General features: G+C 64.3%; 27 protein-coding genes. 16 read left to right on the forward strand and 11 right to left on the reverse strand.

The genetic code is table 11. From position 1 onward, the window contains the following. Window positions 1-167: 167 nt before the first annotated feature. The 5 genes from HMI57_RS06995 (at window position 168) to HMI57_RS07010 (ending at window position 2,923) form a co-directional block, all read left to right on the forward strand. A complete protein-coding gene (locus tag HMI57_RS06995; RefSeq protein WP_346655148.1) occupies window positions 168-677 on the forward strand; it encodes a YetF domain-containing protein in 510 nt (169 codons plus the stop codon). After that, a complete protein-coding gene (locus HMI57_RS07000; RefSeq protein ID WP_346655149.1) occupies window positions 674-1,414 on the forward strand; it encodes a hypothetical protein in 741 nt (246 codons plus the stop codon). Before HMI57_RS06995 ends, HMI57_RS07000 begins: the two co-directional genes overlap by 4 nt. Before the next feature lie 9 nt (window positions 1,415-1,423). Then, window positions 1,424-1,546, forward strand: a complete 123-nt coding sequence (locus tag HMI57_RS19355; RefSeq protein WP_267313535.1) for a hypothetical protein — start codon at window positions 1,424-1,426, stop codon at window positions 1,544-1,546. A 3-nt stretch (window positions 1,547-1,549) separates the two neighbouring features. Further along, window positions 1,550-2,128 (forward strand): VOC family protein, encoded by a 579-nt coding sequence (locus HMI57_RS19515; RefSeq protein WP_346655153.1) that lies wholly within the window; start codon window positions 1,550-1,552, stop codon window positions 2,126-2,128. A 90-nt stretch (window positions 2,129-2,218) separates the two neighbouring features. Further along, window positions 2,219-2,923: an alpha/beta hydrolase gene (locus tag HMI57_RS07010; protein WP_171585221.1), complete on the forward strand. Its 705-nt coding sequence runs from the start codon at window positions 2,219-2,221 to the stop codon at window positions 2,921-2,923. 63 nt (window positions 2,924-2,986) lie between these two features. Here the strand turns inward: HMI57_RS07010 and HMI57_RS07015 are convergent, their stop codons facing one another. The 3 genes from HMI57_RS07015 to HMI57_RS07025 all read right to left on the reverse strand — a co-directional run bounded on the left by HMI57_RS07015 (window position 2,987) and on the right by HMI57_RS07025 (window position 4,575). Then, window positions 2,987-3,748, reverse strand: a complete 762-nt coding sequence (locus tag HMI57_RS07015; RefSeq protein WP_171585222.1) for a class I SAM-dependent methyltransferase — start codon at window positions 3,746-3,748, stop codon at window positions 2,987-2,989. A gap of 34 nt (window positions 3,749-3,782) precedes the next feature. Further along, window positions 3,783-4,193: a VOC family protein gene (locus HMI57_RS07020; RefSeq protein WP_171585223.1), complete on the reverse strand. Its 411-nt coding sequence runs from the start codon at window positions 4,191-4,193 to the stop codon at window positions 3,783-3,785. 109 nt (window positions 4,194-4,302) lie between these two features. Beyond that, window positions 4,303-4,575 (reverse strand): DUF2277 domain-containing protein, encoded by a 273-nt coding sequence (locus HMI57_RS07025; RefSeq protein WP_171585224.1) that lies wholly within the window; start codon window positions 4,573-4,575, stop codon window positions 4,303-4,305. A 106-nt stretch (window positions 4,576-4,681) separates the two neighbouring features. Here HMI57_RS07025 and HMI57_RS07030 point away from each other — a divergent pair, with 106 nt between their 5' ends. Genes HMI57_RS07030 through HMI57_RS07045 form a run of 4 tightly spaced genes read left to right on the forward strand, consistent with a single transcriptional unit; the run spans window position 4,682 to window position 6,952 of the window. Continuing rightward, window positions 4,682-5,458 (forward strand): alpha/beta fold hydrolase, encoded by a 777-nt coding sequence (locus tag HMI57_RS07030; RefSeq protein ID WP_171585225.1) that lies wholly within the window; start codon window positions 4,682-4,684, stop codon window positions 5,456-5,458. Window positions 5,459-5,470: 12 nt separating this feature from the next. Beyond that, window positions 5,471-5,887, forward strand: coding sequence for a DUF3054 domain-containing protein (locus tag HMI57_RS07035; protein WP_171585226.1), 417 nt, complete (start codon window positions 5,471-5,473; stop codon window positions 5,885-5,887). A gap of 55 nt (window positions 5,888-5,942) precedes the next feature. Then, window positions 5,943-6,224 carry an Lrp/AsnC ligand binding domain-containing protein gene (locus HMI57_RS07040; protein ID WP_171585227.1) on the forward strand — a complete coding sequence of 94 codons (282 nt, stop codon included), beginning with the start codon at window positions 5,943-5,945 and terminating at the stop codon, window positions 6,222-6,224. 2 nt (window positions 6,225-6,226) lie between these two features. Beyond that, window positions 6,227-6,952 carry a copper homeostasis protein CutC gene (locus tag HMI57_RS07045; protein ID WP_171585228.1) on the forward strand — a complete coding sequence of 242 codons (726 nt, stop codon included), beginning with the start codon at window positions 6,227-6,229 and terminating at the stop codon, window positions 6,950-6,952. Here HMI57_RS07045 and trpD read toward each other — a convergent pair. After that, a complete protein-coding gene (gene trpD, locus HMI57_RS07050; protein WP_171585229.1) occupies window positions 6,949-8,013 on the reverse strand; it encodes an anthranilate phosphoribosyltransferase in 1,065 nt (354 codons plus the stop codon). The two genes, HMI57_RS07045 and trpD, sit on opposite strands and share 4 nt — an antisense overlap. 148 nt (window positions 8,014-8,161) lie before the next feature. On the opposite strand from trpD, the gene HMI57_RS07055 reads away from it, so the two are divergent. The 4 genes from HMI57_RS07055 (at window position 8,162) to HMI57_RS07070 (ending at window position 12,477) form a co-directional block, all read left to right on the forward strand. Further along, complete coding sequence (locus HMI57_RS07055; protein WP_171585230.1) at window positions 8,162-8,800, forward strand: heme-copper oxidase subunit III; 639 nt, start codon at window positions 8,162-8,164, stop codon at window positions 8,798-8,800. An 87-nt stretch (window positions 8,801-8,887) separates the two neighbouring features. Further along, window positions 8,888-9,673: a cytochrome c gene (locus HMI57_RS07060; RefSeq protein WP_171585231.1), complete on the forward strand. Its 786-nt coding sequence runs from the start codon at window positions 8,888-8,890 to the stop codon at window positions 9,671-9,673. A gap of 94 nt (window positions 9,674-9,767) precedes the next feature. Beyond that, the gene (locus HMI57_RS07065; protein ID WP_171585232.1) at window positions 9,768-10,793 is read left to right on the forward strand and encodes a Rieske 2Fe-2S domain-containing protein; all 1,026 of its coding nucleotides are present in this window, start codon (window positions 9,768-9,770) and stop codon (window positions 10,791-10,793) included. A gap of 1 nt (window position 10,794) precedes the next feature. After that, window positions 10,795-12,477 (forward strand): ubiquinol-cytochrome c reductase cytochrome b subunit, encoded by a 1,683-nt coding sequence (locus HMI57_RS07070; RefSeq protein WP_171585233.1) that lies wholly within the window; start codon window positions 10,795-10,797, stop codon window positions 12,475-12,477. 85 nt (window positions 12,478-12,562) lie between these two features. On the opposite strand, the gene HMI57_RS07075 is transcribed toward HMI57_RS07070, so the two are convergent. Continuing rightward, on the reverse strand, window positions 12,563-13,345 hold the full coding sequence (locus tag HMI57_RS07075) for a GntR family transcriptional regulator (protein WP_171585259.1): 783 nt from the start codon (window positions 13,343-13,345) through the stop codon (window positions 12,563-12,565). Window positions 13,346-13,500: 155 nt separating this feature from the next. Between HMI57_RS07075 and HMI57_RS07080 the strand changes: the two genes are divergently transcribed. Further along, window positions 13,501-14,040, forward strand: coding sequence for a PadR family transcriptional regulator (locus HMI57_RS07080; protein WP_171585234.1), 540 nt, complete (start codon window positions 13,501-13,503; stop codon window positions 14,038-14,040). Between the two features lie 182 nt (window positions 14,041-14,222). Next, window positions 14,223-15,761, forward strand: a complete 1,539-nt coding sequence (locus tag HMI57_RS07085; protein WP_228720983.1) for an AarF/UbiB family protein — start codon at window positions 14,223-14,225, stop codon at window positions 15,759-15,761. A gap of 358 nt (window positions 15,762-16,119) precedes the next feature. On the opposite strand, the gene HMI57_RS07090 is transcribed toward HMI57_RS07085, so the two are convergent. The 5 genes from HMI57_RS07090 to HMI57_RS07110 all read right to left on the reverse strand — a co-directional run bounded on the left by HMI57_RS07090 (window position 16,120) and on the right by HMI57_RS07110 (window position 21,216). Next, the gene (locus HMI57_RS07090) at window positions 16,120-16,521 is read right to left on the reverse strand and encodes a cytochrome c oxidase subunit 4 (RefSeq protein ID WP_171585236.1); all 402 of its coding nucleotides are present in this window, start codon (window positions 16,519-16,521) and stop codon (window positions 16,120-16,122) included. 3 nt (window positions 16,522-16,524) lie between these two features. After that, a complete protein-coding gene (gene ctaD / locus HMI57_RS07095; protein WP_171585237.1) occupies window positions 16,525-18,246 on the reverse strand; it encodes a cytochrome c oxidase subunit I in 1,722 nt (573 codons plus the stop codon). Then, window positions 18,246-19,112 carry a cytochrome c oxidase subunit II gene (gene coxB, locus HMI57_RS07100; protein ID WP_171585238.1) on the reverse strand — a complete coding sequence of 289 codons (867 nt, stop codon included), beginning with the start codon at window positions 19,110-19,112 and terminating at the stop codon, window positions 18,246-18,248. The genes ctaD and coxB overlap by 1 nt, the downstream gene beginning before the upstream one ends. Before the next feature lie 193 nt (window positions 19,113-19,305). Continuing rightward, a complete protein-coding gene (locus HMI57_RS07105; RefSeq protein ID WP_171585239.1) occupies window positions 19,306-19,686 on the reverse strand; it encodes an iron-sulfur cluster assembly accessory protein in 381 nt (126 codons plus the stop codon). A gap of 126 nt (window positions 19,687-19,812) precedes the next feature. Then, window positions 19,813-21,216: a dipeptidase gene (locus HMI57_RS07110; RefSeq protein WP_171585240.1), complete on the reverse strand. Its 1,404-nt coding sequence runs from the start codon at window positions 21,214-21,216 to the stop codon at window positions 19,813-19,815. An 88-nt stretch (window positions 21,217-21,304) separates the two neighbouring features. On the opposite strand from HMI57_RS07110, the gene HMI57_RS07115 reads away from it, so the two are divergent. Beyond that, window positions 21,305-21,877: a DUF3043 domain-containing protein gene (locus HMI57_RS07115; RefSeq protein WP_171585241.1), complete on the forward strand. Its 573-nt coding sequence runs from the start codon at window positions 21,305-21,307 to the stop codon at window positions 21,875-21,877. Window positions 21,878-21,935: 58 nt separating this feature from the next. Here HMI57_RS07115 and HMI57_RS07120 read toward each other — a convergent pair whose 3' ends face one another. Next, on the reverse strand, window positions 21,936-23,012 hold the full coding sequence (locus HMI57_RS07120; RefSeq protein WP_171585242.1) for a quinone-dependent dihydroorotate dehydrogenase: 1,077 nt from the start codon (window positions 23,010-23,012) through the stop codon (window positions 21,936-21,938). Window positions 23,013-23,071: the final 59 nt, after the last annotated feature.

Consider the following 23,071-nt stretch of genomic DNA (forward strand, 5'->3'; position numbering starts at 1 on the left):
TCGACAAGACTGACGACGGTCAGCAGAGAAGTCAAGGGAGCACTCGCCAGCGTGACGTCGGCGAGACTACAGCAGTTCGCTAGCCCTGGCCCGATGAGCCCGAACCGCCGGATCCAGCCGGTGTGGAAAGATTTCGGTGGTTTGAATCGTGGGAACAGGTTGTCCGTGTGCTGATCATCGGATCGGTGTCCTACGCCGCACTGGTCCTGGTGTTGCGGGCCTCGGGCAAACGCACGCTCGGCCAGCTCAACGCCTTCGATTTCATCGTCACGGTGGCCCTCGGATCCACCCTGGCGACAATCCTGCTCAGCGCCGATGTCACCTTTGCCCAGGGATTCACCGCCCTGGCGTTGCTCGCATCCCTCCAGTTCATTGTCGCCTGGCTTTCGGCACGGTGGCCATGGGTCCGCTCACTCGTTACTGCGAGGCCGGTTGCCCTGGTCATTGACGGGGAGCTCCAAGGCAGCCAGCTCCGACGGAACCGTCTGACCGAATCCGAGGTGCTGCAGGCGATTCGCAGTACCGGTTCCGGCGCAGTATCGGACATCGCAGCAGTGGTTCTGGAAACCAACGGCACCCTCAGCGTCATTCCGCGCAGCGCTCTGGGGGGCGGATCCGCGCTGTCCGGGGTAGAGAACTGGAGCGACAGTCCCCTGCCCACGAACGGCACCCCGTGACGGCTCCGGCTGGCCCCAAATCGCCGCCGCAGCTGACCGACCGGCTGCGCTCTGCTGAGGAATTCGCGCGCAGGCTCGACAAACCGATGGGGATTCTCGGCATCATCTTTTTGTTCATCGTGCTGGGCCAGGTTCTGGCGGAAGACCCGACCCTGGTCCTCGCCTTCGGCGTTGTCGGCTGGGTCTTCTGGGCAATCTTCGTAGGCGAGTTCCTGTTGCGCGCCTATATCGGCAGTTTCAGCGGCGCGTTCTGGCGAAAGAACTGGTGGCAGCTGATCTTCCTGCTGGTTCCTTTCCTGCGATTCTTTCGGGCCCTGCAGGCGTTCCGGTTGATCAGGGTCGCCCGGTTTGCCCGGTTCGGCGGCATCCTTTCAGCTGGCATCAGGGGGTCGCGCTCGGCCGGCAGGCTGCTTTCCAGCAGGATTGGGTGGCTCGCGGCCGTGACCGCCGTCGTCATCCTCGCTGCCAGTCAACTGCTCTACGCCACGGGGTCCCACGAGTCCTACACCGAGGCCCTCTTCGAGGCCTCGATGGCCACCATCACCGGAACCGGAATCACCCCCACCGACCACTTTGCCCGGATCCTCCAGGTGCTGCTCGCCATCTACTCGGTAGCAGTGTTCGCCACCCTGGCTGGCTCCCTGGGCGCCTTCTTCCTGAGGGACCAGTCGCCAGTAGTCGACGGTACCGGCGCCACTCCCCCGGCCGACCAGCCTGGGATCGCTGTGGACCGCTAACACCCACCCTTGGCTGCCTCGCCCCCGGTCCTTCCCGAGCAGGCCACCCGCCGACATACTGGTGGCACGGACTCACTCACCATCGACCAGCTCCTCGAAGCAGACCTCGCCGACTTGCGGAAACTGGCCTAGGCTATCCATGCCAGATTTGGCATTCCCGACTACGCCACCGGTGCCGCCATTGTTGCCGCCATCGCTGAAGCCGCTGCAGCGAAAAACCACCACCCGTCCATCACCCTGACCACGTCGTATGTCGACCTTTCCCTGATCAGCCACGACGTCGGCGGGGTGACTCAGCGTGATGTGGACCTGGCGCGGGCGGTCAGCGACATTGCGCGGGAGATGGGCTTGCCACCTAGTCCCGAAGCGTTGGGTGGACTGGAGCTCTCCCTGGATACCGCCAACCTCGCCGCCGTGGGACCCTTCTGGGCGGCCCTCCTCACGGGCAACGCTGACGCGCAGGAGGGTGACGACATCGTTGACCCCAATGGCCGGATGCCGGTCCTCTGGTTCCAGTCCACCGACCCGCACGACACTCCACGGCAGCGCTTCCACGTTGATCTGTGGGTCCCCCACGACGTGGCCGAGCAGCGCATCGCCGCTGCCGTTGCTGCGGGTGGACGCGTGGTCGACGACGAACAGGCGCCCGCCTTCGTCGTCCTGGCCGATCCTGAGGGCAACAAAGCCTGCGTGTGTACCTGCCTGAACCGGTGACCTGCACGTGATGGGCGCCAACCGCCGCCCGCCTGCTCGGGCAGTGGCAGCTGCTTGCCGATAAGCGCCGGTTCGGACTAGGGTCCGGGCATGGACATCATTCTGGTACCCGGATTCTGGCTGGATGCATCGTCGTGGGATGAGGTGACTCCGCCGCTCGTGGCGGCTGGACACCAGGTTCATCCCCTTACCCTGCCCGGGCTTGAGGCGAAGGACGCACCCCGGTCCGGGGTCGGACTTCGCCAGCACATCGACGCGGTGGTGAAGGCAATCGATGACGTCGGCGGGCCGGTGGTACTGGTGGGTCATTCCGGCGGCGGAGCCATCATCTACGGCGCGCTCGATCAGCGCCCCGATAGGGTGCTGCGGGCGATTTACGTTGACAGCGGTCCCCTCGGTGACGGCGGAAACATCAACGACGAACTGCCATCCGACGGCGACGACATTCCGCTCCCCGCCTGGAAGGTCTTCGAGGAGGATGACCTCATCGATCTGGACGATGGACTGCGCGCAGCGTTCATCGCCCGTGCCATCCCGCAGCCGAAGGGCGTCGCCACCGACCGCCAGGTACTGCACGACGAACGCCGCCTCACTGTTCCCACGACCGTGATCTGCTGCGAATTCACCTCGGAGCAGCTCAAACGATGGATGGCTGCCGGGGATCCGTTCGTCGCCGAACTGGCCCGTGTCCAGGATGTCGACTACGTCGACCTGCCCACCGGACACTGGCCCCAGTTCACCCGTCCCGCGGATCTCGGCACAGTGCTTCTCGCCGCCGTCGACAGGACGTCCTGAGCTGACCAAAGAACTGGAATTACCCAGTGCTGCGAGCAGACTGTCCATCCCGGCCCAACAGGGTCACCCGGGGCGCGCCCTGACCGTCCACGCCGTCGCATCGATCCCGAACGGGGCGGCCGGAAGCAACCCGGCGCAGGCATGCCGCAACTCTTCACGGCCTAGCACGTCCAGGCGCCTGACATAGTCTCCCGCCGGCCCGACACCGAGGGTATAGGGCTCCCACCAGGCAGCGAACGACTCGAACTCCACCCGCACTGTCATACTGCCCTGCTCGATTTCTCCCAGTCCGGCAGCATCGAACAGGGCGGCCAACTGCCCCTTGGCCGTGCCAGCGAGGTCCGCTTCGGTCGGCGCCCGATCGTCGATCGATTGGACCGCCTCCCAGAACGTGGCGAGTGGACCTTTCGCGCCGGCGTGGTCCCACACGCAGGCTGCAACGATCCCACCGCTGCGGGTGACCCGCGACATTTCCCGCAGGCCTGCAACAGGGTCTGCCATGAAATGAACCACCAGTTGCGCGAGGGCGACGTCGAAGGAACCGTCCCGGAAAGGCAGGTCCTCGGCGGTGCCCCTACGAATGTCAACGCCGGGTAGCCGTACCCGGGCAGCATCGACAAACGGGGCCGACGGATCGACCCCCGCGACCTGCTCCGGGCCCACCAGTGACGCGAGTTGAGCGGTCAACGCTCCGGGGCCACACCCGACGTCCAGCACCCGCTGGCCGTGGTGGACTCCGGCAAGACTGACGAACTCCCGGGCCAACGGCACCGAATACTGTCCCATGAAGCGGTCATAGGAGTCGGCGCCAACGGCGAATCCCATGTACACCCCACTCTGGCGCTACCTGCGTGCGAGCTCAGGCTCCGCTGATGTTGACCAGCCAGTCGACCCCGAACTGGTCCTTGCACATACCGAAGCTGTCGCCCCAGGGTGCCCGCTCCAGCGGCACGGTGACGGTGCCTGAACCCGAGAGCTTCTCCCAATAGCCGCGCAGTTCCTCCTCGTCTTCGCCGCTTAGTGACACCGAAAAGTTGTCGCCCTCCGTGTAGGACATACCGTTGGGAATATCGGCGCCCATCAACAGGAGGCCGCCATCAGTTTCGAGCTGCCCGTGCATGATCTTTTCGGCGTCGGATGGGTCCTGGCTCATCTGGTTTTCACCGAAAGTGCTCAGTGAGAGCTCCCCGGAGAAGACCGAGTGGTAGAAGGTCATTGCCTCCCGGGCGTTGCCATTGAAATTGAGGTAGGGATTCAATCGAGTGGTCATCACAAACTCCTGACAGTGCTGGAGGGGTGAAGGCTAGACAGCGGTCATTGATGGCAGACCCCGGGGAGCCTGCCCGACCCCGGCCGTGTCGGCCCGGGGCCAGGAACAGCTAAGCGGTCGCGAACCGCTTAGCTGTTCGCGCGCGGTGCTTCTCAGCTTCAATCTCCCGGTCCTTGGGAGGAGCCGTGGTTACCAGATCGTCGAGCAGGTGCGCCGTCACGTGGGCGATGCGCTCGACGGCGGTGTCGAACACCTCCTGGTTTGCCTTCGAGGGACGGGTGGAACCGCTCACCTTGCGAACGTATTGCAGGGCGGCAGCATGGATTTCCTCGTCGGTGGCAGACGGCTCGAAATTGGACAGAGGTCGGATGTTTCTGCACATATTCCATAGCGTAGGCCGACTTCAGCGCGGGGGGAATAGCTGGTCCGGTTCAGCTATTCGACTGATGAATGCCTACAGTTGGAGGACTCCCAAGCGAAGGATCCTGATGCATTTCGAACGACACGGCAGTGGCAAACCCCTCCTCCTGGTGCACGGACTCGGCTCAAGCCTCCGCACCTGGGACCCGATCATGCCAGCGCTGACCGCCGAGCGTGACGTGATCGCCGTCGACCTCCCAGGGTTTGGCCAGACCGCCCCCTTGGTGGGCCCGGCGAATATTGGAACACTTACCGACGCCCTTGGTCAGTTCATCGAGACTGAGGGCTTTCAGGGCATAGACCTGGTCGGAAGTTCGATGGGCGCACGGATGGTGCTCGAGCTCTCCCGGCGCGGGCACCCGGGCACTGCCATTGCGCTGGACCCGGGTGGATTCTGGACCGGTGGCCAGCGGCTGGTGTTCGGTGTCAGTATCACTGCCTCGGTCGCCCTGGTGCGGGCCATCCAGCCTGCGCTGCCTTTCCTGACCAGGTCAGCGGCCGGTCGGACCGCCCTCCTGGCGCAGTTCTCGGCGCACCCGTGGAAGCTCGACCCCGAGCTGGTCCTGACCGAATTGCAGGGCTACTCCGCGTCCCCCAGCCTCGACGAGGCCCGACGCTCCCTCATCGAGGGACCGGTGCAGCAGGGAGCACCCAGCGGATCCCTTCCCGGCCGGGTGGTCATCGGATGGGGTCGGCAGGACCGCGTCACCCTCCCCAGCCAGGCGGCGACGGCGCAGAAGCGCTTCCCCGACGCATCGCTGCACTGGTTCGACGCGAGCGGGCACTTCCCCCACTGGGACCAGCCCGCCCAGACCGCGCGGCTGATCCTCGACAGCACCTCCTGAGCGCTGAAGTCGATGACTCCCTCACAAGACCTGCCGTCGACCACCCGCCCGGCGGTAACAGGTGGGCGGGCCGCAGGCTGGCTGCTGGCCGATCTTGCCCTGGTTGTTGCCTTCGCGGCGACCGGGCGCTCGACCCACGAATCCGGGCTGGCGATCCTGGGCATCCTCAGCACCGCCGGGCCTTTCCTCGCTGCCTGCCTGCTCACGTGGGTTGTGTTGAGGGCCTGGCGCTCGCCTGCCGCGCCCTGGCCCACCGGGGTGCTGGTCTGGCTCGGCACAGCCGTGGGAGGCCTTGCACTCCGGGCGCTGTTCGGAGGAGGGATGGCGGTGAGTTTCCTCGTGGTCGCCGTCGTCGTGCTGGGCGTGGTCCTGCTGCTCCCCCGCACGGTGGCGACGCTGGTCCTGCGGCGGCGTGCTACTTCGCGATAAGTTAGCTGCAAGCCTCTACCACCCATCAGTTCCACCTCTGCCAGGGAGACCTCCAATGATTACCGCTTTCGTCCTGATCCAAACCGACGCCTCCCGGATTCCCGAGTGCGCCCAGGAAATTTCCGAGATCGACGGCATCAGCGAGGTCTATTCGGTCACCGGTGAGTGGGACCTCATTGCGATTGCCCGGGTCAGCAGGCACGAGGACCTGGCCGACGTCATCGCCGACCGCCTGTCCAAGATCGAAGGAGTGGAGTCCACCACCACCCAGATCGCTTTCCGGTCCTATTCTCAGCACGATCTCGATACTGCGTTCTCGCTGGGCTTCGAAGGCTGAGGATGCGGGTCGAGATCGCGGTGCAGGACGCCGCTGGCGCGGCCATCGCGCACGACGCCGGCGCAGTGCGCGCCGAGCTCTGCGTGGGGCTGCCGCTGGGAGGACTGACGCCCTCCGCCGGGTTGATCCGCCGGATCAGGGCCCTGGTCCCGGAACTCCCGCTGCACGTGCTGATTCGCCCCCGTCCTGGAGGGTTCACCTACTCCCCCACCGAGCTCGACGTGATGGCCGCGGATATCGAGGCGGTCGCGGCCGTGGGGGTGGCGGGCGTCGTCGTCGGGGTCCTGACCGCCGGCGACACCGTCGACGCCGAAGCGCTGGGGGCCCTGAGGCAGGTGGCGCCCGCGCTCGAGTACACCTTCCACCGGGCAATCGACCACACCCCTTCGCCCGTCCACGCCCTTGACGCGATCTCCGCGGCAGGGTTTAGCAGGGTCCTCACCTCCGGCGGCGCGCCCTCCGCGGCACAGGGCCTTGAGACGCTCGCGGCGATGGTTGCTGCGCAGAGCGGTCTGACCATCCTGGCGGGTGGTGGCGTGGCCCTGGACGACCTGCCGGCCCTGTCCCGCGTCGGCATCACCGAGGTCCACCTCTCGGCGAAGGCAACCCACCGTCCGCCCGGAGGCGGGATTTCCCTGGGAGCGGCGGACACGGAGGGCAACAGCTACCAGGTCACCGACCCGCTGCAGGTTGCAGCGGTGATCGAGCAGGCGATCCAGCTGCCTTAGGCAGCGCCAGCGGTCACTCGCACCCACTTGTCCAGCGCGGCCTGGGCCGCCCCGGAATCGATCGACGTCTCGGCACGCCGCATCGCTGCCGTGATCCTCTCCACCAGGGGCGCCTCATGGTCGGTAGCGAACGCTACGAGTCCGGCAGCTGCATTGAGTACGACGGCGTCCCGTACCGGCCCGCGCTCCCCCGCGAGCAGCGCCCGCACCACTGCAGCGTTGCTGGCCCCGTCAGCGCCACGCAGCGCTTCGACCGGGGCAACCGGCAACCCGAAGTCGGCGGGGTGGACAGTGTGCTCGGTGACCGTTCCGTCCCTGACCTCCCACACAGTTGACGAGCCGCTGGTGGTGAGCTTGTCCCTGCCATCGCTTCCCCTGAAGACCAGGGCGCGGGTCCCCCGCGCAGCGAGCACGCCAGCCATCAGGGGCGCCATCCGCTCGCTGGCGCAGCCCATGGCCTGCGCATCGACGCCTGCGGGATTACTGAGCGGTCCCAGGAAGTTGAAAGCGGTGGGGACCCCCAGTTCACGCCGCGGAACCGCTACGTGACGCATGGACGGGTGAAACACCTGGGCGAAACAGAACGTGATCCCGGCTTCTTCGGCCGAGCGGGCGACGTCGGCGATTGAGAGGTCCAGCCGGACGCCCAGCGCCTCGATGACGTCGGCAGCGCCAGCGGATGAGGAAGCACTCCGGTTGCCATGCTTGACCACCTTCGCCCCCGCGCCTACCGCCACCAGGGAGGACATGGTGGAGATGTTGAGGGTGTTTAGACCATCCCCTCCGGTACCGACAATATCGAGGGTGGGGCCGGGGACCTCGATACGGTGCGCGCGGGCGAGCATCGCTTCAACCAACCCGACGAGCTCGCCGACGGTTTCCCCCTTGCTCCGCAGGCCCACCAGGAACCCCGCCACCTGGGCGTGGCTGGCCTCGCCCTCCATGATCTGGTCCATCGCCCAGCGGGTCTGGGCGGAGGATAAATCGTCCCCCCGGATCAGGGCTGAGATCAGGACAGGCCAGGTCGGGGAAGCGTTGTCGGGGCTGGAAATCGTCGTCACACCTCAAGGTTATCTACGAATTGTAGAAAGTCATCTGTTGGCATCTTCCGCGCCGTTACTGGGATGGCGCGTCCCCAACGTCCACGGGGACGCGCCGGGACGGCATCAGCATTGGTGAACTGGTGCTTTTTAGAGACATAATGGCTCTGTGACATCTGCGACTCAAGCCCCCAGTACCACGGCGCATCCCACGCTGAACCGCCCCAACATGGTTTCCGTCGGAACCGTCGTTTGGCTGTCCAGTGAGCTGATGTTTTTCGCCGGACTATTCGCCATGTACTTCACCCTGCGCTCCACCTCGAGTGAGCTATGGGCAATGGAGACCGAAAAGCTGAACGTTCCGTTCGCCCTGATCAACACAATCATCCTCGTCTTGAGTTCGGTGACCTGCCAGTTCGGTGTGTTTGCCGCAGAACGGTTGCAGCCTCGCCGCACCGGCAGTGTGTTCTCCCCCGCGAGGTGGGGCATGATCGAATGGTTCCTCCTGACGTTCATCATGGGCTCCATTTTCGTTGCAGTGCAGGGCTACGAGTACGCGGTACTGGTCTCTGAGGGTGTCTCGCTCTCCTCCAACGCGTATGGCTCGTCGTTCTACATCACCACCGGTTTCCACGGGCTCCACGTCCTCGGCGGGCTGATCGCCTTCCTGTTCATCATCGGACGAGGGTTCGCCGCCAAACGATTTGGCCACTTTGAGGCCACCTCGGCGATTGTGGTGTCGTATTACTGGCACTTTGTCGACGTCGTCTGGATTGCATTGTTCATCATTATTTATTTCCTGAAGTAACCCTTAGTTGAACCCTCTTCTACTAGGTGTAGAATTCCATCAAGCGGTACCGGCAGTGATTGCACGACAGAAGGCAGGAACCAGCAAGTGAAGGCACTTTCGCAAAGGCGACGTCATCCCCTGGCAGCGGTAGCTTTGTTGCTCATCGGATTACTCTTCACGGGCGGCGTCTACGCCCTGGCGAGCAGCACCAACGAAGCCAAGGCACAGACCTTCTCGGCTGATCAGGTGGACGAGGGCGAGAAGCTGTTCGTAGCGAACTGCGCCACCTGTCACGGGATGGGCGCAGTCGGTTCGGAGAACGGACCGTCCCTGGTAGGGGTCGGCGCAGCTTCAGTCGACTTCCAGGTAGGCACCGGGCGTATGCCGATGCAGATGCAGGGCCCTCAGGCCCAGGTCAAGCCACCTCAGTTCGATGACGAGCAGACCATGCAGATGGCAGCTTACGTGGCATCGCTTGGCGCTGGCCCGGCCATCCCGGGCGAGGACATGCTGGACACTTCCGACGCCGATCCCGCCAACGGTGGCGTGGTCTTCCGCGTCAATTGCGCCATGTGCCACAACGCTGCCGCTGCCGGCGGCGCCCTGACACGGGGCAAGTACGCTCCCGCCCTCTCAGGCTCGACGGCCAAGCACACCTATGAGGCAATGGTCACCGGACCGCAGAACATGCCGGTCTTCAGCGACGCCAACATCACCCCCGAGGACAAGCGCGACGTGATCGCGTTCCTTGAGACCATCGACGAGCAGGGGTCCCCCGGTGGAGCTGACCTCGGTTCGCTCGGCCCGGTCTCCGAAGGCCTCTTTATCTGGGTAGCGGGACTCGGCGTGATTATCGCCTTCACCGTCTGGCTCACCGCGCGATCGTCCTAGACCACGATGGCGCACCACAGGCCGCCCACGGGCGACACCTACAAACTTAACAACAGACCACAAGCAGTGTTTTTCCAGAAGGATGCGAGGGATCATGGCCGATCATAGTCACGGCAGTCCAGAGAGTACTGGCGTCGTAGCTAGGCCCGGTCAGGGCGATGTGCAGAAGTTCCAGAACCCTGGACTGCCACCGCACCGTCCTCGGCTGGCCGACAGGGATCCCCGCGCTGAAAAGCGTGCCGAACGGCAGGTAGCGATTCTCTTCCTGGTGTCGATCATCGGCACCGTGCTGTTCTTCGTCGGGTACTTCCTCATTCCCCTCGACGAGACCATCGAGACCCTTCGCCTCCAGAACCTCACACTGGGCCTCGGCACCGCGTTTGCGATGCTCGGCATCGGCGTCGGCATCGTCCACTGGGCCAAGACCCTGATGCCGGATCACGAAGTGTCCGAGGACCGCCACGAGATCCGCACCGAAGCAGACCGCGCGGATGCCGAGAAGATCATCAACGACATCGTTGAGGAGACGGGCATCAAGCGGCGCCCGCTGATCCGCAATACCCTGCTTGGTGCGATGCTCCTGGCCCCGCTACCCGCCGTCTTCATCTTCCGCGACCTGGGCCCCCTGCCCGGTGACGCACTCCGTCACACCTACTGGGATGCCGGGACGCGGCTTGCTCGGGACCCCAGCGGTACTCCGATCAAGGCTTCCGACGTGACCATCGGGTCGGCGTTCCACGTCATCCCCGAGGGACTCTCGGATTCCGAGCACTACCTCGAGGAAAAGGCCAAGGCCGTTGTCTTGCTGATGCGCCTGAACCCCGATTCCCTGAACCCCTCCCCGGGGCGAGAGGACTGGGGTTACCAGGGCATCGTCGCCTACTCCAAGATCTGCACGCACGTGGGTTGCCCTGTTGCTCTGTACGAACAGCAGACCCACCACCTGCTCTGCCCGTGCCACCAGTCCACCTTCGACCTCACGCAGGAATGCAAGGTCATCTTCGGACCAGCAACACGACCGCTACCGCAGCTGCCCATCGCCGTTGATGACGAGGGCTACCTCATCGCTACCAGCGATTTTCAAGAACCAGTAGGACCAAGTTTCTGGGAGCGTGGCTGACATGAGCAGCACGACAACGCAAAGTACCTACCAGCCCAAGACCAACGTTGGGAAGATCACCAACTACGTTGACTCCCGCGTCGGTGGATCAGGGATCGTCAAGGAGTTCGGCCGGAAGATCTTCCCGGACCACTGGACCTTCATGTTCGGTGAGGTGGCGCTGTACTCATTCGTCATCCTGCTCCTCTCCGGCACCTTTTTGACCTTCTTCTTCGACCCGTCGATGGCGGAGACGCACTACGAGGGCAGCTACATCCCACTCCGCGGGGTCGAGATGTCCGAGGCGTACGCCACCGCTCTGAACATCTCCTTCGATGTTCGCGGCGGCCTGTTCATGCGTCAGGTCCACCACTGGTCGGCACTGCTCTTTGTTGCCGCCGTGTCGGTGCACATGCTCCGGGTCTTCTTCACCGGCGCTTTCCGCCGTCCCCGCGAACTGAACTGGGTGGTGGGCTGCGTCCTGCTCATCCTGGCGATGGCTGCAGGGTTCACTGGCTACTCCCTTCCCGATGACCTGCTCTCCGGTAACGGCCTCCGCATCATCGACGGCGTGATCAAGGCGGTACCGGTTGTAGGTACCTACATCAGCTTCTTCCTCTTCGGTGGGGAGTTCCCCGGCACCGTGGTCATCCCGAGGCTGTATGTGCTGCATATTCTCCTGATTCCAGCGATCATCCTGCTGATGATCGTGATCCACCTCTTCATGGTTGTGACCCACAAGCACACCCAGTTCCCCGGCCCAGGCCGCACTAACGACAACGTGGTCGGCTTCCCCGTCGGCCCCGTGTACGCCGCCAAGGCCGGCGGATTCTTCTTCATCGTGTTCGGCATCATCGCCGCCATCTCGGCAGCGTTCACGATCAACCCGATCTGGAACTACGGACCGTACGACCCATCCCCCGTGTCCGCTGGAACCCAGCCCGACTGGTACATCGGCTGGGTTGACGGCGCACTGCGTCTGATGCCGGGCTGGATTGCAGGAATTCCGCTCGAGTGGAACATCCCGATGCCGTGGGGCGTCAACACCCTGTCGTTGAACGTGCTCCTCCCGGCGCTGGTTCCTGCAGGAATTGTCTTCACCCTCATGTTCGCCTGGCCATGGATCGAGTCATGGCTCACCAAGGACAAGCGGGAGCACCACCTGCTGGACCGTCCGCGTAACGCACCGTTCCGCACGGCGGTCGGCGTCTCCGGTGTCGTGTTCTACTGCGTCATGTGGGCAGCGGCCAGCTCCGACCTCATCGCCACGCACTTCTTCGTCTCCCTCAACGACGTCACGTACTGGCTGCGGGTGTTGTTCTTCGTCGGACCGATCATCGGGTTCATGGTTGCACAGCGCATCGCGCTGGCCCTGCAGCGCAAGGACCGGGAGATCGCCCTCCACGGCCGGGAGACCGGTCGGATTGTGCGGCTCCCCCACGGCGAGTTCATCGAGGTTCACGAACCACTTGACGAATACAAGCGCTACAACCTGGTCAACTACGAGTCCCACAGCGTGCTTCCTGCCGAAGCCGACGTCAACGGTCACGTCACCCGGACCGAAAAGGCTCGCGGCCGGTTGTCCCGCTTCTTCTTCGAGGACCGGGTTGCACCGGTAACTCCCGCCGAACTCGAGGCAGCCCACTCGCATGGGCACCACGATGCAATTGCCGAACAGCACGACAAGGCAGCCGTCTCCAAGTAACATGTCAACGAAAGGGCCCGATCCAGCACCAGCTGGGTCGGGCCCTTTCGTTTACCTCGTGGGAAGAGCGACCACCTGAGCCACCCTAAGGGCTGTTGAGTCGCTTGGCGGTGTAGGCGCGGGGCGAACGAACACCGGGGCGCTGAAGAGGCACCCACAGCTTGTAGCGGTCGGCGCGGTAGTAGGACACCGAGTAGTCAATCATCGACCGGGCCACATACGCATGGCGCTGGATCTTGAGCAGCGGCGCACCGAGGTCGACGTTGAGCAGGCGCGCGATGGAGGCTGAGGCTGCAGTTGCCTCGATGGTGTCCTCCCCCCACTCCATGACCAGGCCAAACCTTTCACTCAACACGTTGTACAGCGACGTGGGAGCCGGCTCATCAAGGATCCCGGGCACCCGATGCGCCGGGATGAAGTTCTCATCGACGCTCATCGGCTCGCCGTCGGCGAGTAGCTGGCGCCGGAACCGTACGACGGGGTGCCCCTGCTCCAGTTGGAGTTCCCTGGCGATCAGCGGGGTGGCCCCGATCTGTTCGAAGCTGAGGACCCGCGCATCGGGAACCATACCCCGACGGTGCATCTCCTCGCTGTACGAGGTGAGCTTCATCTGCAGATCCAGCTTCGTGTGCGCGACAAAGGTGCCCAGGCCGACAATCCGCTCCAGTACCTCTTCGGCTACCAGGGCGTCGATGGCGTGGCGCACAGTCATGCGTGCCACCCCGAAATGTTGGGTCAGTTCACGCTCCGAGGGGATGGCAGTTCCCGGCTCGGCATGGGCAGTAATCAGCTCGCGCAGGATCTCCCGCAGCTGCACATGTTTGGGGGCGGTCGAATCGGGGCGGAGCCCTTCCTCGAGTAACCGCAGTAGCGTGCTCGACACCGGTGGCGACCTTTCCTGCAGCTGCAACAACTGGCTGCTTCCAGTCTAAAGGTGTCCCCCCACAGCGTTGATTCCACCGGCCCCCCAGGGGTATCGTTGACTATCGTTATATATCGTTGAAGACGACTGAGGAGAGCATCATGCGAAATTCCTACCCACCAAGTGGATTCGGCGGCAACAACATCGACGGGATGTGGCAGGCAGTCGAAGAGCTCCGGTCACGGTTTGAGAAACGCTCGGGGACACGCGCTGGCCGGGGTGAGGTCCGCTCCGCCATCCTTGCCCTGTTGGCGGAAAGGCCCATGCACGGGTACCAGATCATCCATGAAATTGAGGAACGCAGCGGGGGCAGCTGGAAGCCCAGCGCGGGATCCGTCTATCCCACGCTCCAGCTGCTCGCGGATGAGGGTTTCATCAGTGCCGAGGAGTCCAACGGTCGAAAGATCTTTTCGTTGACCGAGGCGGGCCGTGAGGAGGTGGCGGGTGCCGGCAGTAGCCCCTGGGGGCCATCCGAGCACTCGGGCGCTGCTGGGTTCGGTGCTCTGCCCAAGGCCGGAGTTGAACTGGCCCAGGCCGCGGCCCAGGTGGGGCGGACCGGGACACCGGCGCAGGTTCAGGAGGCAGTCAAGGTGCTCAATGATGCGCGCCGCCGGTTGTACTCGATCCTCGCCCAAGACTGACCGGCGTGAGCTTGGACCGCCGGGGTACGGCGGATTCGCTCCCCGGCGTGGGTGCCACGCGCGCCCGCTACCGGCGCATCGTGCGGTTCGCGGCGTGGCATCTCGCCGTAACCTGGTGGTTCGAGCTGGTCCTTCCTCGCATTGGGCTGGGACGAATCGCCGAGCGTACCAGGACCCGACGGATGCTGCGCTTCGCACGACGCTTCAGGGTATTGGCGGTGGACCTGGGTGGGCTGATGATCAAGGTGGGCCAGTTCCTGTCGTCGAGACTCGATGTTCTGCCACCCGAGATCACCGCGGAACTCGAAGGGCTTCAGGACGAGGTGCCGCCGGTACCCTTTCCTGCTATCCGGATCCTCGCCGAAGCGGAGTTAGGAGGGCCGCTCGAGACGGTCTTCGCGTCCATCGAAGAGTCCCCTATCGCCGCGGCGTCATTCGGGCAGGCGCACCGCGCACAGCTTCGTGCACTGGATGCGGCCGACACGGGGCTGGCCGACGTCGTCGTCAAGGTCCAGCGGCCCGGCATCGACGCGATCATCGACATTGACCTTGCGGCGCTGCGGAAGGTGGACGGCTGGCTTAGCCGCGTCCGCATCGTGTCCTCGCGGGCCGACGTACCTGCCCTGGTGGAAGAGTTTGCGCAGATCAGTCTGATGGAGATTGACTACCTGCGGGAGGCCCAGAACCTGGAACGGTTTGCCTCCGACTTTGACGAGAACGATCGGGTGGGAGTGCCCGAGGTCGTCTGGGAACGGAGCACCCGCCGCGTTCTGACACTTGAGGATGTCACAGCGATCAAGATCACCGATACGGCGGCCCTGGCGGCCGCTGGGATCGATCCTGCACAGGTAGCCCCCGTGTTCGCATCCGTCATGTTCGACCAGATGTTCACCAACGGTTTCTTCCATGCCGATCCGCACCCCGGCAACATTTTTGTGACGCCTGACCGGCAGAATCCTGGAGCACCCACCACCTGGAAGCTCACCTTCATCGACTTCGGGATGATGGGCGAGGTCCCGCCCAGCACCCGAGATGGGCTGCGGAAACTGCTGATCGCCGCTGCGACCCGCGATGGGAAGGGACTGGTCGCCGCCATCAAGGACGTGGGCGTGCTGGTTCCCTCGGCGGATACCGGTGAACTGGAGCGGGCGATGACCCACCTGTTTGCCCGGTTTGGCGGCATGGGATTCGCTGAACTGCGGGAGGTGGATCCCAAGGAGTTCCTTGATTTTGCTGTTGAATTCGGGGATCTGGTCCGCTCGTTGCCTTTCCAGCTACCCGAGAACTTCCTGTTGATCATCCGTGCCATGTCGCTGACGTCAGGGGTGGCAAGTTCACTCGACCCCCGGTTCAACCTGTGGGATTCCGTTGAACCCTACGCCGCCCAGCTCCTGCGGGACGAGCGCGGCAACATTGTTCAGGATGTGGCCCAACAGGCCCTCACGGCGGCTTCGGTGGCCGTGCGGCTTCCACAACGCATCGACGGGCTCATTACTCGGGTGGAGGACGGCTCCCTAACCGTCGCCAACCCCCGACTGGAGCAACGGCTCACTCGCCTGGACCGCACGGCTCAGCGTTCCGCTTCGGCACTGGTCTTCGCGGCGTTGCTGATCGCTGGCTCGGTGGTGAGGGCCGATGACACAGGCCTGGGAAACGTGCTGATGCTCGCCTCGGCGCTCCCCCTCCTGCACGGACTCTGGGCTGGCCGTCGGGGCCTGTAGCACCACCGCGGTTGCGGGTCCGCCACGGCAGGGCCGCGGGGCCGGCACCACCCCGGCCCTGTCTGAGCTCCCAGTAACCATGTCTGAGCTCTCAGTACCCTGCCAGAGTCACCAGCACCTCGTCAGAATCACCAGCGCGGAGCCTCAGGTCCCGGCCGAGCGATAGCCGCACCCCGCTCGCTAGCCCTACCCCGAGCGAAGGTCGGACCCACAGCGGGGCCGCGACTCTCGACGAGCCTCCCGCGACCAGGGTCCGCTATCGTTAGCCGACACGGCCTGCCGTTAACGACGTTGGGCCCCCACCCGGAGGTGGGGGCCCATCGTTGCAATGCTTGACTAGAGCCTTGCAATCCTTGATTTAGTGGGCGTGGTCCCCACGGCTGTATTCGAAGACCCAGCCAACCAGGGCGATCACGCAGAGGCCGAGGCTGATGTAGAGCACCCACCAGCCCACTGCGAGGCCCAGGAAGCCGCCAGCAGCCGACAGACCGAGCACGAGGGGCCACCAGCTCCAGGGACTGAAATGACCCTGTTCACCTGACCCTTCATGGATCTCGGCGTCGAGCCTGTCCTCGGGCCGCATTCCGATCCTGCGGCCGGTGAACCCCAGGTAGAACCCGATCATTGCGGCGAGTCCGCCGACCAGCAGGATGCCGAGGAACCCGACGTATTCGGTCCACCCGGTGAGGTAGCCGTAGACCACTCCGACGAGTACGAAGAAAGGTGCTCCCCAGAAGAAGAGTCCGGTCTCAACCTTCATGTGCTAGGCGTCCTTCCGGTCGGCCGCGCCAAGTGCCTGTCCTACGGCAGAGCTTGGCGTGTGCTGCTGCTGCAGCTCGGGGTGGTGGAGATCCAGTGCGGGACGCTCTGACCGGATCCGGGGCAGTGACGTGAAGTTGTGGCGTGGGGGAGGGCAGGAGGTCGCCCATTCCAGCGAGGCACCGAAGCCCCAAGGGTCGTCGACCTCGACCTTCTTGCCGCTGCGCCAGGTGATGTACACGTTCCAGAAGAACGGAATCAGTGAGGCACCGAGAACGAAGGACGCGATGGTCGAGAACTGGTTCATCGCTGTGAACCCGTCCTCGGGCAGGTAGTCCGCGTAACGACGGGGCATACCGATGACGCCCAGCCAGTGCTGGATCAGGAAGGTGCCGTGGAAACCAACGAACAGCATCCAGAAGTGGATCTTTCCGAGACGCTCGTTCAGCATCTTTCCTGTCCACTTTGGCCACCAGAAGTAGAAGCCAGCGAACATCGCGAAGACGACGGTACCGAAGACCACGTAGTGGAAGTGGGCCACCACGAAGTAGGTGTCCGAGACGTGGAAGTCGAGCGGAGGTGAAGCCAGGATGATGCCGGTGAGTCCGCCGAACAGGAAGGTCACCAGGAACCCGAGGCTCCAGAGCATGGGCGTCTCGAACGTGATCGAGCCACGCCACATGGTGCCTATCCAGTTGAAGAATTTCACGCCAGTTGGCACCGCGATCAGCATCGTCATGAAGGCGAAGAACGGCAGGAGCACCGCACCGGTGACGTACATGTGGTGGGCCCAGACGGTCACCGACAGAGCGGCGATGGCGATCGTCGCGTAGACGAGCCCCTTGTAGCCGAAGATGGGTTTCCGGCTGAAGACCGGGAAGATCTCGGACACGATGCCGAAGAACGGCAGCGCGATGATGTACACCTCGGGGTGCCCGAAGAACCAGAACAGGTGCTGCCAGAGGATCGCTCCCCCGTTGTCCGGGTCGAAGATGTGTGCACCAAACCGGCGGTCCGCGCCGAGGGCGAAGAGTGCCGCGGCCAGTGGCGGGAAAGCCATCAGCACGAGGATCGCCGTGACTAGGGTGTTCCAGGTAAAGATCGGCATCCGCCACATGGTCATGCCAGGGGCACGCATGCAGATGATCGTGGTGATGAAGTTGACCGCGCCCAGGATGGTACCGAAACCCGACAACGCCAGGCCGAACACCCACAGGTCACCACCGAGCCCCGGGGAGAAGGTGGTGTTGGACAGCGGCGCATAGGCGAACCAGCCGAAGGACGCAGCACCCTGGGGGGTGATGAAGCCGGATACGGCGATGGTGCTGCCGAAGAGGAAGAACCAGAAGGCCAGCGCGTTCAAGCGTGGGAACGCGACGTCGGGGGCGCCGATCTGAAGCGGCATGATGACGTTGGCGAAACCGGCGAACAGTGGGGTCGCGAACATCAGCAGCATGACCGTGCCGTGCATCGTGAACAGCTGGTTGTACTGTTCCTTGGTCTGCAGGATCTGCATTCCTGGCTCAAAGAGCTCCGCACGGATGACGAGCGCCATCACGCCGGCCAGGCAGAAGAAGATGAAGGACGCAATCAGGTACATGTACCCGATGGTCTTGTGGTCGGTGGAGGTAATCCAGCTGACCACAACGCGGCCCTTGGACCGCGGGACGACCCGGGGCGCAACGGTGGTGCCGGAGTCGTCAGCTGTGTATTCGTAAGTGGACATCAGCCGTTACTCCCTGCTGGTTCAAGTTCGTTGTCGGAAGACGAGTTGCGATCGTATTCTTCACCGAGTTGGCCATCCTCAAGGGTGGCCATGTGCGCATCAAACTCTTCCTGCGAAACCACTGCAACGTTGAAGAGCATCTCCGAGTGGTATTCACCGCACAGCTCGGCGCACTTCCCGTCGAAGGTGCCTTCCCGTGTGGGGGTGAGGGTGATGTAGTTGGTGCGACCGGGAATCATGTCACGCTTCTGCAGGAACGCTGGCACCCAGAAGGAGTGCAGCACATCGCGGGCGTTGAGCTGGAGCTCGACGGTCTGGTTAACCGGCAGGTAAAGGGTGGGAAGTGTCTCGGGGACACCTTCCTCACCGGTCAGGTTGGCCTGGACTCCGCTGAAGTACTTGTCTTCGTTCACGTAGTTGAAGTCCCATGACCACTGCTTGCCACGGACATCGACTACCAGGTCCGGGTTGTCCACGCGGGCATCAATGGCCTGCTGGTCCCGGTCAGTGAAGTAGAAGAAGACGAGAACCATGAACAGGGGAATCGTCAGGTAGAAGACCTCAAGGGGAAGGTTGTAGCTGACCTGGCGGGGAAATCCTGTCTCATTCCGTCGCCGACGGTAGGCAACGATGCACCAGATGATGAGACCCCAAGTGATGACGCCGACTATCAGTGCCGCAATCCAGGAGTTCACCCACAGATCAATGATCCGGCCGGTGTGGTTGGTGTTGTCGCGCTCGGCGGGCAACCAACCCCTTTGGACTTCAGCTGAACAGCCCGACAGAAACAACGCGCCTACCAGCATGAGGCTGGAGATCTTGGTGACCCTTGCGCGCCGGGTGCCGGTTCGGTGCTGCGAACTCACAGACGGCCCTTCCTTTTCTTACGTGTCTGCCACCCGTGGCGGCGTTACCCCGTGTGCGCAAAAGGCACACATTTAGTTTTACTACTTACTGTAGAGCTTACCCGTAACCGCCGCCATCGGATGACACAAAGACGGCCTGCCGCGGAACTTTTGGCAGGTCATCCTGGGTGTTTGTTTGGGCAGCAAACACGTGCTAGTGGAACGAATCGCCGCAGGCGCAGGACCCACCCGCATTGGGGTTGTCGATGGTGAAGCCCTGCTTGGAGATGGTGTCCTCGAAGTCGATCGAGGCGCCCGCAAGGTAAGGGACACTCATCCGGTCGACAATGACCTCGACGCCGTCGAACTCCCGGACGGCGTCGCCGTCGAGGGTGCGCTCGTCGAAGTACAGCTGGTAGATCAGGCCTGAACAGCCGCCGGGCTGCACGGCAACGCGGAGGCGCAGATCGGTGCGGCCTTCCTGCTCCAGGAGGCTGCGTACCTTGTCGGCTGCAACATCGGAGAGCATCACCTCATGGGCGGCCAATTCCGCCTCGGTGGTTCCGGTGGTGGTTTCGCTGGTGGAAGTACTCATAACTGGTTTCTCCTCGCTGTGGACACGCGTCGCGGTTTTGTGTCCTACCTAATGGTACGTCGGCAGTCCCGTCCGCGACCAACCCCGGCCAGGGCAGGTCGCGGACGGCGTCCCCGGCCGGGTTGGTCAGAGACCCTCGGCATTGATGCGGGAGAGCATCAATGCCTCGGCAAGGACAGCTTTCTGGAACTCTGCGAGATGCAGCGACTCGTTGGCGCTGTGTGCGCGGGAGTCGGGATCCTCAACCCCGGTGATCAGGATCTGCGCGGAGGGGTACACCTCGGTCAGGTCGGCGATGAAGGGAATCGAGCCTCCCATTCCGGCTTCAACGGCCGGGACCCCCCACGCTTCCTGGAGCGCCCACAGGGCGGTCTGGGCGGCCGGTGCAGCCGTGTCGGCGGCGAAGGCGCTACCGGTCTCCCCCTCGGTGAACGTCACGGTTGCACCAAATGGCGCGTGACGCGCCACATGGTCCTTGACCGCAGCCATCGCCGATGCCGGATCCTGGCCCGGCGCCAGGCGCAGGCTGAATTTGGCGCGGGCCCGTGGGAGCAGGGTGTTGGAGGACAGGGCAACTGTGGGTGCGTCCAGCCCGATGATGGACAGCGCGGGCTTGGTCCAGAGCCGCGAGGCGATGGATCCGGTACCGGCAAGTTGGACGCCGTCGAGCACCGAGGCGTCGGCACGGTAGTCGGCCTCCGGATAATCGACTGTGGCGTCGTCGCCGCCAGCGAGCCCTGCGATGGCGACATCGCCGGCGTCGTCGTGGAACGTGGCGATCAGCCGGGCGAGGAGCGTCGGTGCGTCCAGCACCGGTCCCCCGAACATGCCCGAGTGGACCGCGTGTTCAAGGACCTGCACCTCGACGGTACCGTCGACCAGACCGCGCAGGCTCGTGGTCAGGGCGGGGACACCGACCTTCCAGTTGCTGGAATCGGCGACCACAATCACGTCAGCCTGGAGCAGGTCCCGATGGGTGTCGAGGAACGTACGGAAGGTCGGCGAACCGGCCTCCTCCTCGCCCTCGATGAACAGGGTGACGCCGACGCCGAAGTCCTGCCCGAGGACATCGTCCAGCGCGCGGAGGGCCCCGATGTGCGCCATGATGCCCGCTTTGTCATCGGCTGCTCCCCTGCCGTAAAGCCGGCCCTCGCGTTCGACGGCGGTGAACGGCTCGCTCTCCCACAGCGCAGGGTCGCCCGGCGGTTGCACGTCGTGGTGGGCGTAGAGAAGCACCGTCGGTTTCCCTGGTGCGGCGGGCCGGCGGGCGACGACGGCGGGACCGCCCTCGACCCCGTCGGTGGTGACCCGGAGGATCTGGACGTCGTTGAGGCCGGTGGCACGAATCAGGTCCGAGACGGCTGTGGCGCTGCGGTCCAGCTCGGCCGGGTCGAAAGCTTCCCAGGCGATCCCGGGGATGGCGACAAGGTCAATGAGGTCAGTGACCACCTGGTCGAAGCCGGCGGCGACGGCGGCGCGGAGGTCTCCAGCCGAAAAGTCGTGGGGGGATGCGAGTTGTTCATCAGTCATGTAAGTCGACCTTACACAGTGGCGTTGTGGAGTGACCGCAGCGAAGTGACCGGGCGCACGTGACCGGCGCGGCGGGTATCCTTGAAGGGTGTTTGGACGTAAAAAAGAGGCCCCCGAGGCCCCCGTAGACCAGTTGCCCGAAGAGCGCCCCGTTGGCAAGGGAGTGCCGACGCCGCGCCGTAGCTCGCAGGAAGCCGCGCGGAAACGCCCGCTCGTCCCCGATGACCGGAAGGCCGCGAAGGCGGCCAGCAGGGATGCGCAGCGGGCCGAGAGGCTCCGGATGCGCCAGGCCCTCGATACCGGCGACGAGCGTTACCTGCCCCTGCGCGACAAGGGCCCGGCCCGCCGTTACATCAGGGATTTTGTCGACGCCCGCTGGAATCTCGGTGAGTTCCTCATGGTCGCAGCGCTGGTGTTTGTGATCCTCAGCTTCGTGCAGAACCTCCAGGTGCAGGCACTCGTGCTCAACGCCTTCTGGGTGCTCATCCTCGCCGTCGTCCTGGACTGCTTCCTACTGCGCCGCAGCCTCAAGAAACGCCTCACCGCCAAGTTCGGCGAGCCCGCCCGCGGCGATCTCTGGTACGGGGTCACTCGCGGCCTCCAGCTCCGACGGCTCCGGCTGCCCAAGCCCCTGGTGAAGCGCGGCGAATACCCGGCCTAGGCTCCTACCTCTCACTCCCCGCCCGGACACATCCGGCGGGGAGTGAGAGTTTTAAGGGCTAATGGCGTGCTGCGAGCAACTCTTCCAGCCGCCGGTTGATCTGCCGTGCCCAGAAGGGGCCCTCGTAAAGAAATCCGGTGTAGCCCTGCACCAGGGTGGCGCCGGCGTCGAGGCGTTCCAGGACGTCCTCGGCGGTTTCTACTCCGCCGACCGACACGATGGCCAGCTGATCGCCAGCCGCGGCGCGGAGCCGTCGCAGCACTTCAAGGGAGCGCTGCTTCAGCGGAGCTCCGCTCAGCCCTCCCACCCCGCACTTCATCACCAGCGCGTTGTCGCTGGCCAGACCCGAGCGGGTGATGGTGGTGTTCGTGGCGATCACCCCGTCCAGACCCAGGTCGACGGCGAGGGCCGCGACGTCGTCGATGTCCTGGTCCTCCAGATCGGGGGCGATCTTCACGAGCAGCGGCACCGGACGCCCCGCACTGTCGTTGGCTGCCTTCCGGACCGCGGTCAGGAGCGGCCGCAAGGATTCGACGTTCTGCAGGAGCCGGAGGCCCGGAGTGTTGGGTGAGCTGACGTTGACCACTAGGTAGTCAGCGGCGGGCGCCAGTTCCCTCGCGCTGACCAGATAGTCCGCGACCGCGTCCCGCAGATTGACCGCCTTGGTCTTGCCAATATTGACACCAATGATCGGCCGGTTGGCCACATACCGCCGTTCCAGCCGGGTCCGCGCCGCCCTCAGCCGTGGGGCGACGGCCGCCGCGCCGTCATTGTTGAATCCCATCCGGTTGATCACGGCGCGGTCTTCCACCAGGCGGAACAGGCGGGGTGCTGGGTTGCCCGGCTGCGCCTGGCCGGTAATCGTGCCGACCTCCACGTGACCGAATCCGAGACTGGTCAAGGCGGTAATGCCGTGACCCCCCTTGTCGAACCCGGCTGCCAGACCAAACGGGGAGGGGAACGTAATCCCGAACGCCGAGGTCTGCAGTCCCGGGTGCGGTTTCGTCAGATGACGCAGCGCGGGGCCAGCGGGGGTGCGCTCCGCGACACGAATCAGCCGGAACCCGATCTGGTGGGCCCGTTCGGCGTCCATACGGGAGAAGACTGCTCGAAAAAAGGCAGGGTAGATTCGCATGCTCTAAAACTCCCACGCGGGGGCTGCCAACAACAACTCGCACCCGCCCGCCCCGGCAC

It is taken from the genome of Arthrobacter sp. 260, from assembly GCF_013116745.1.
GTDB lineage: Bacteria > Actinomycetota > Actinomycetes > Actinomycetales > Micrococcaceae > Arthrobacter_D.